Annotated in this window: 9 protein-coding genes; all 9 read right to left on the bottom strand. The window is 35.0% G+C overall.

Annotated elements, in window-relative coordinates; translation table 11 throughout:
* Positions 1 to 151: 151 nt before the first annotated feature.
* Positions 152 to 598 (bottom strand): hypothetical protein, encoded by a 447-nt coding sequence (locus P7M01_RS06335; protein WP_317483584.1) that lies wholly within the window; start codon positions 596 to 598, stop codon positions 152 to 154.
* A complete protein-coding gene (locus P7M01_RS06330; RefSeq protein WP_317483583.1) occupies positions 595 to 2,025 on the bottom strand; it encodes a VENN motif pre-toxin domain-containing protein in 1,431 nt (476 codons plus the stop codon). The genes P7M01_RS06335 and P7M01_RS06330 overlap by 4 nt, the downstream gene beginning before the upstream one ends.
* A 109-nt stretch (positions 2,026 to 2,134) precedes the next feature.
* On the bottom strand, positions 2,135 to 2,494 hold the full coding sequence (locus P7M01_RS06325; protein WP_317483582.1) for a hypothetical protein: 360 nt from the start codon (positions 2,492 to 2,494) through the stop codon (positions 2,135 to 2,137).
* A gap of 4 nt (positions 2,495 to 2,498) precedes the next feature.
* Positions 2,499 to 3,206 carry a hypothetical protein gene (locus P7M01_RS06320; protein ID WP_317483581.1) on the bottom strand — a complete coding sequence of 236 codons (708 nt, stop codon included), beginning with the start codon at positions 3,204 to 3,206 and terminating at the stop codon, positions 2,499 to 2,501.
* A gap of 466 nt (positions 3,207 to 3,672) precedes the next feature.
* Positions 3,673 to 3,918, bottom strand: a complete 246-nt coding sequence (locus P7M01_RS06315) for a heme transporter CcmA (RefSeq protein WP_238398838.1) — start codon at positions 3,916 to 3,918, stop codon at positions 3,673 to 3,675.
* Between the two features lie 30 nt (positions 3,919 to 3,948).
* A complete protein-coding gene (locus P7M01_RS06310; protein ID WP_202936421.1) occupies positions 3,949 to 4,248 on the bottom strand; it encodes a hypothetical protein in 300 nt (99 codons plus the stop codon).
* Positions 4,245 to 5,411, bottom strand: coding sequence for a hypothetical protein (locus tag P7M01_RS06305; RefSeq protein WP_317483580.1), 1,167 nt, complete (start codon positions 5,409 to 5,411; stop codon positions 4,245 to 4,247). The genes P7M01_RS06310 and P7M01_RS06305 overlap by 4 nt, the downstream gene beginning before the upstream one ends.
* A gap of 86 nt (positions 5,412 to 5,497) precedes the next feature.
* A complete protein-coding gene (locus P7M01_RS06300) occupies positions 5,498 to 5,791 on the bottom strand; it encodes a hypothetical protein (protein WP_202936423.1) in 294 nt (97 codons plus the stop codon).
* Between the two features lie 163 nt (positions 5,792 to 5,954).
* A complete protein-coding gene (locus P7M01_RS06295; protein WP_202936424.1) occupies positions 5,955 to 6,275 on the bottom strand; it encodes a hypothetical protein in 321 nt (106 codons plus the stop codon).
* Positions 6,276 to 6,280 lie beyond the last annotated feature (5 nt).

Below are 6,280 nucleotides of genomic sequence, written 5' to 3'. Positions count from 1 at the left end.
CTTTCGGTGTCCACTCAATGTCAATCTGATTCTGGCTGATGTCGCCGATAAGCTGCGCCGTTTCCAGCAGTTCTTCGTAGTTCGCTTTATCATACCGTTGCACTTCATCGACCAACAGCCGTTTTTATCGCGTTATCTCTGTCCATATGTCTTAAATTTCAATAAACAAGGTAATTAAAGAAACTTCTCCATCACTATTAAATTCGAAGTGAATATATTTATTTTTAATAGAATATCTAATCCATGAATCTGACTCTTTTTCTGGTTTTCCCAAATTATCTATAATGGATTTTCTATTAAAGGGATAATCTAATTCTTTGATCAGATCCCTAACAAAAGGATAAATACTATATTTATCTACCTGATTAAGATAAAAAAATATAGACTCAAGAAACTCAAACTCATTTTTTTTAGTAAAAACAAAATCAACACCTCGTTTATAAAAATGGAAATATGTATTTTTAATGTTTTCACATTCAAAATTTTCAATTTCAAAATCCATAGCAATAATAGTAATTGCTTTCAATATTAAATTATCCCCTTGTTTTTTTCCTAACGCCTCTAGAAAAGTATTTAAATCTCCGGAAACATTTTTCATTTTATTCCTCTACTATTATTTCTTTGAATAATTTCATTTATCGCATCTTCAACAGAAGATGGGTTATATCCCTTTTCAATTAATGAAGTTCTCATTTTATTAAGATCACATTCTTGAGCTCGACATAAGTTATTGGCATCATGAACAATTTGATCTTTACTATTTCTACCAGCATATGTTCTACTTTGCATATGAACATCTTTAGGTACTGCCACCGCTGTAGCCTCATCTCTTAAAGATTTTTCCTCTATCGGAGACAATTTTCTTCCTAATTCACTTTCTTTAGATTTCTTTAATGCAGCAAATGATGGTATATGATCTAAATCAATATTATCACCTACCACTGAACGAGTTCGTAAATTTTTATAACTATCAACATCCAGAGCTTTAACTTGTTCTAACTGTTTAAAGGCTTTCTCTAAATACTTAGATACACTAGCAGAATCTCCCAATAACTCTGCTTTTTTAGCCGCCTGATACAAATCCTTCGCTTCTTTCAAAGGCTTCGTTATAGCATCTGCTCCGGGAAGAACACCTATCGTCGCTAAGATATAATCAATGCCGTCTTCAGCATCATAAAATGCTTTTCCATCGCCTAATAACGGTGTCATATCCACACCAAATTCAGCTAATTTTGTCGCAATTTCCTGAACCTGTTCATTCGCTTGCTGTTCTATTGGAGCAATAACTGCATCCGCTCGGGCTTTCATCGCCAATCCGGTGAGCGTATCTGCGGAATATCCGAATAATTCATTATTCTCCACCGCCCGTTTCCCAATCTCCGCCGCACTCACCGCACTTTGTGTGCTGTCGCTTGTTACTATACCGGCTAATCCGGCAGTGACTTGACTGAGGGTGGCCACTACCTGCTTTTGGTCGTCGGTGAGTTTACTTGGGTCAGTGTGATAAAGTTGTTCGGTGATAAGTTTTGCCGCCACTTCGCTTGTGATTGCTCCAGCCGCACCTGCTGCCGCATGATTACCGGTGGCATAGGCTTCCAACGCGCCGAGCATAGCATGCGCCATTAAGTTGGCGGTAGTGTTCACCTGGCCGCTTTCGTCGGTGGTGTAGGTTTTAATGAGATTATTGGCATACGGCGATAAGCCGTTTACCCATGCGGCGTTTTGATTGCCCGTCGCCAGGCCCTGCAGTACGCCAGTGACGGCACGTACCGCCATCTGATAATCACCGCCTTTGCCATAAGTAGCGATGATTTGCTCCGACTGACTTTTAATCTGCCGTGCCTCGGCCTTTTCCGTTGCCGTAGCGTTTTGGTTGTTTAGCACCGCTTCTGCTTGCTGTCGGTTAGCTTCCGCTTCCCGCACTTTCGGTGTCCACTGAATATCAATTTGGTTCTGGCTGATGTCGCCGATAAGCTGCGCCGTTTCCAGCCGTTCTTCGTACTCCGCTTTGTCGTACTGCTGCACTTTGGCGTTGCTGTGTTCTGTGTCTCGTGAAAGTGCGGTCGGAATTTCAGTTTGTTTTTTATAAAAACAGTTGAAATTTTGACCGCACTATCTAAAAAATATATTCCGATTAATCAGAATAATATTCTTTATTTAAACAATCGTAACTGTTTCTCCAATAATCACAATAACCAATATTGGGTTTAAACCTATACCCGTTATCATACATACAATCATATAAATACTTTTGATATTTCAATGAAATACTTTTATATCTACCTGTATTTATATTCTCTACAGTAAAAAATTTAGCTTCATCAATATTAAGTTTTTTTTTAGCTAATGAAGAACAATCACTCATCACCTTATATGAATATTGTTCATTTTTTTTCCATTGCTCCGTAGAATTAGCACTAGGGCTACGTAATAATGTAAATGAACTACATCCTATTAATAACACAATACTTGAGAGAAAAAATATATACTTCATGCAATCACTCCAATGTTTTCAATTTCGGACCGAATTCATCACTATTACTCCGCCCCCAAATCTTCTGAGATTCATTTATTTTTTCATTTAGTTTTGATTGATCTTTTATATAAAATTCCAAAACTTCTTTATCCTTTATGCAAGGAACTGTATGATGCAACAACAAATCCACTAACGGTATTCCAATCTTTGTATTTTCTGCCGTTGAAGCCGTCCTACCGATTAATAAACACGTACCAATGCAATCTTTCGGCGCAATCGAGTAATCCAATTTTGTTTTCCCGAATAACCCGGTTGCCGTATCGAAATAACCGGTTTCAATGTCGCTGTTTATCGGGTAAGACGTACCAAGTGCCGTCAAATTGGCGTTTAAGTGATTAAAGTTCATTCCCTGTGAATTCGCCCAGTTCATCGCATTTTTCGTACCGGATACGCCGAGACTGTGCGCAACATGGGTCAAATCAACTTGATCGACAGGGTTTGCCTGATTGTATTGATTTAACTTATCCCAAATCGTCGCCTGATCCTGACTGGCATTAGATGCGCCGAATATCATCGGAAGATCAAGTCCCGCTCTTATACGTTCAAAGACAGCGTAAGTTAATTCTTCCGCCACGCCTGCATACGCTTTACGAACCAGTATCGACGCATTGTTTAACGTATCGGAACCACCGTATAAAATACCGCCTTCCATCCGATCTTTATCTGTCATGTTAAAAATGCCGTGTACATATATTCTGGATAAAACTTGTATTACTAAATAATAAAGTGCGGTTAATTTTCGCTAGTTTTAGTTAAAAATAAACTGAAAATTAACTGCACTTTTATACTATATATAGATTAGAATATTTCTTTTAATTTACTTTCTGTACTTATCATAGACCTCACATTCTTCTTTTCTATGATAACAATATAACCAATTTGTTGTTTTGAAAATAAAGCCTTTATCATGCATACATTTACCAAATTCTTCATAAAAAGGTCTCATATTTTTATATGATATATGTATATTTCTTTTTATCAGACTTCTCTTCGATATATTGCGACATCCTACATTATGCGGTATCTCCTGAGTAATAGGATTTACCCAATAAGCCATCTTATCTAGACTATAACTTTCTCTATACAGGAGAATGCATCCCGATAAAAAAAACTTAAAAATGTAACAAATTTCTTAATCATTTATATTCACCTATAGTATAAAATTTTCTTACACCATCACTATCTGGATAAATATATCGTAATATTTCATAATTTCTATCTTGAGGATTAATGTCGCTATCTATATACTTCAAATTATTAATATTCTGATTAGCCTCAGAATGCGCCTCTAAACTGCTAATACCATTATTCGGCATTGCATTTTTATTATTCCCAATAAAATGACCGCCCAATATACCTGAATAAACCCAATCACCATCCACGCCGATAAATACAATAAAACCCCCTTTAACTTATTTCCTATATTTATCATAGACTTCACATTTTTCTTTTCGATGATAACAATAAAGCAGATTATTAGTCTTAAATCTATATCCTTTCTCATATAAACATTTACCATATCTATCTTGTGTAAATTCATTATTTTTATTTACTTTATCAAAGCAATCGTTTCTAACTTTCAATGATGCTATTTCTTTCGAAGAAACATGCTCCCAATAAGCCATTTTATCAATAGTATAACTATCTCTGTAAGTTAATAAATCAATACATCCTGATAAGAATAAACACAACAAAAAAGAAATCACTCTCATTGTTTTTCCCCTATAACATTATATTGTCTAACGCCATTATTATGAGTTTTATTTAAAATATTTGATTTATATTTAATGGTTTCTTTATCATCAACAAATTTTAAATTATTAATATTCTGATTAGCCTCCGAATGTGCCTCTAAACCACTAATACCATTATTCGGTACTGCATTTTTATTATTCCCAATGAAATGACCGCCCAATATACCCGAATAAACCTTGTCACCATCCACGCCGATATAGCGAGTGTTTGTGTCCTTGAAGATGCCTTTTGCCTGATGGTCAATCTCTTCCGACGGGTAAGAACCCCCTGCATGCAAATAATCCACTTCGGTATTTTTGTAATCCTGATTTAAATATTCAGACCAATTCAGCATATTTTTATGCTCCGATACCCCCAGACTATGTGCCGTATCCTGCAATTTATATTGCGGTTTGCCGTTTGCGGCGGCGTAGGCGTTATATTCATCTAGTTTCTTCACAATTTGTGCATGGTCTTTCGTGGCATTAGAAGCACCAAAAACCATCGGCATATTCACCCATGCTCTGAACCGTTCAAAACCGGCATACAGAAATTCATTCCAATACCCCGCATTACCTCTGTTCAGAATAACGCCCAAATCATCTAAAGAAGCTAAGTCGTCACCATATAAAATGGCACTTGCCACTTTCTCTTCTCGCGTAAAATTAAGCATGCCGGCTATGGAAATCTTACTCAACAGCTTAGCTTGTTCTTCCGTTAAAATATCATCACTGTAAATTAACGCTTTTAATTGCGGTGAATTATCGTTTTCTATATCTAAACAGGAAATATGTTCGCAATCCGACGTCTTTTTACTCACGATAAAACTGGAGTCTTCATTCTTTTCCGCATTGTAATAAAGTTCGTCACCGGAATCCGAGATGTTTTTCACTAACGCAGTTGCCACATCTAAATCCCGTTCTAAATCCGATTTAACCTTTTCCACATCAGTTTTATTGACCCTTTGATGAAGATTTTCCCGATTCAGTTTGTGAATGGTTGCTTCCGAGCTTTCACCGAATAACCAATGTTGACTCTCACCATCCTTGATTAAAATATTGTTAGTATTGACCGCACTTGTCGTGATGCCGGAATCCCGTCCTTTATTCCGGAGAATAATCTGGAATAGAAACGCAATCAACTTTCAATTTTTAATTTAAAAAACTTTTAAAAGTTGATTGCGCTTTAATTTATAAATAATGTTTAAATAGGCTTGTAAAAGAAAAACTATCTGGAATATTTATTCCTATTTCTGCAAACATATTTATCCTTCCAGTAAGAACAATATCCTATTTCAGGTCTAAATCTATATCCTTTTTTATATAAACAATCATAATATACAGGTGAGAATTTTTCTATTACAGGTTCAAAACTATCTTTAGGAGATCTAATATCACCCAAAATCTCTTTCTCTTTAGCTGTCAAAATATTTTTAGCATTTTCTTTACAAATAGAAAAATCATTAAAAGAATAATTTGAATTTACCCATTGTTTCTTTTCTCCACCAAAAGATGTATCCATATATCTCACTTGATAAATAGAACTACAACCAAATAAACAGAATAAAAGTATAAACCTTTTCATAATTAGTTCCAATGCAATCTCTCGGTACAATCGAGTAATCCAATTTTGTTTTTGAAGAAACCTTTTGTAAATTCTCAACAGCTATAAATAAAATTATAGATTATTTGTACTTACTAGCATTTTTACAAATATAAGTATCTTTCCAGTATGAACAATATCCCACTTCCGGTTTAAACCTATAACCTTTTTGATAAATACAATCAAAATATATTTTAGAACTTAGAGTATAATCATTTACATTTTTATAACTATCTGCATATTCCCTACATAATTTCATTTCATAAAAACTAATATATTGCCCATTCCTTACCCAGGCATTTCTTGATGGCATAGATGATAAACCACCTAAAGAATGCAATTGATAATAAGTAGAACATGAAGCAATTATAAATTCAGAAAAAATAATTAATATAATTCTCATAAATT

Origin of the sequence: Exercitatus varius (genome assembly GCF_029577735.1) — a bacterium.
In the GTDB taxonomy this organism is placed as follows: domain Bacteria; phylum Pseudomonadota; class Gammaproteobacteria; order Enterobacterales; family Pasteurellaceae; genus Exercitatus; species Exercitatus varius.
Note: the sequence above shows the minus strand (reverse complement) of the source record. Positions and strands in the feature narration are given on the sequence as shown.

Excerpts from the sequence above, each read along its gene's own strand:
- P7M01_RS06335 (WP_317483584.1), bottom strand. The coding sequence starts at position 598 with ATGAAAAATGTTTCCGGAGATTTAAATACTTTTCTAGAGGCGTTAGGA.
- P7M01_RS06325 (WP_317483582.1), bottom strand. The coding sequence starts at position 2,494 with ATGAAGTATATATTTTTTCTCTCAAGTATTGTGTTATTAATAGGATGT.
- P7M01_RS06320 (WP_317483581.1), bottom strand. The coding sequence starts at position 3,206 with ATGACAGATAAAGATCGGATGGAAGGCGGTATTTTATACGGTGGTTCC.
- P7M01_RS06310 (WP_202936421.1), bottom strand. The coding sequence starts at position 4,248 with ATGAGAGTGATTTCTTTTTTGTTGTGTTTATTCTTATCAGGATGTATT.
- P7M01_RS06300 (WP_202936423.1), bottom strand. The coding sequence starts at position 5,791 with ATGGATACATCTTTTGGTGGAGAAAAGAAACAATGGGTAAATTCAAAT.
- P7M01_RS06295 (WP_202936424.1), bottom strand. The coding sequence starts at position 6,275 with ATGAGAATTATATTAATTATTTTTTCTGAATTTATAATTGCTTCATGT.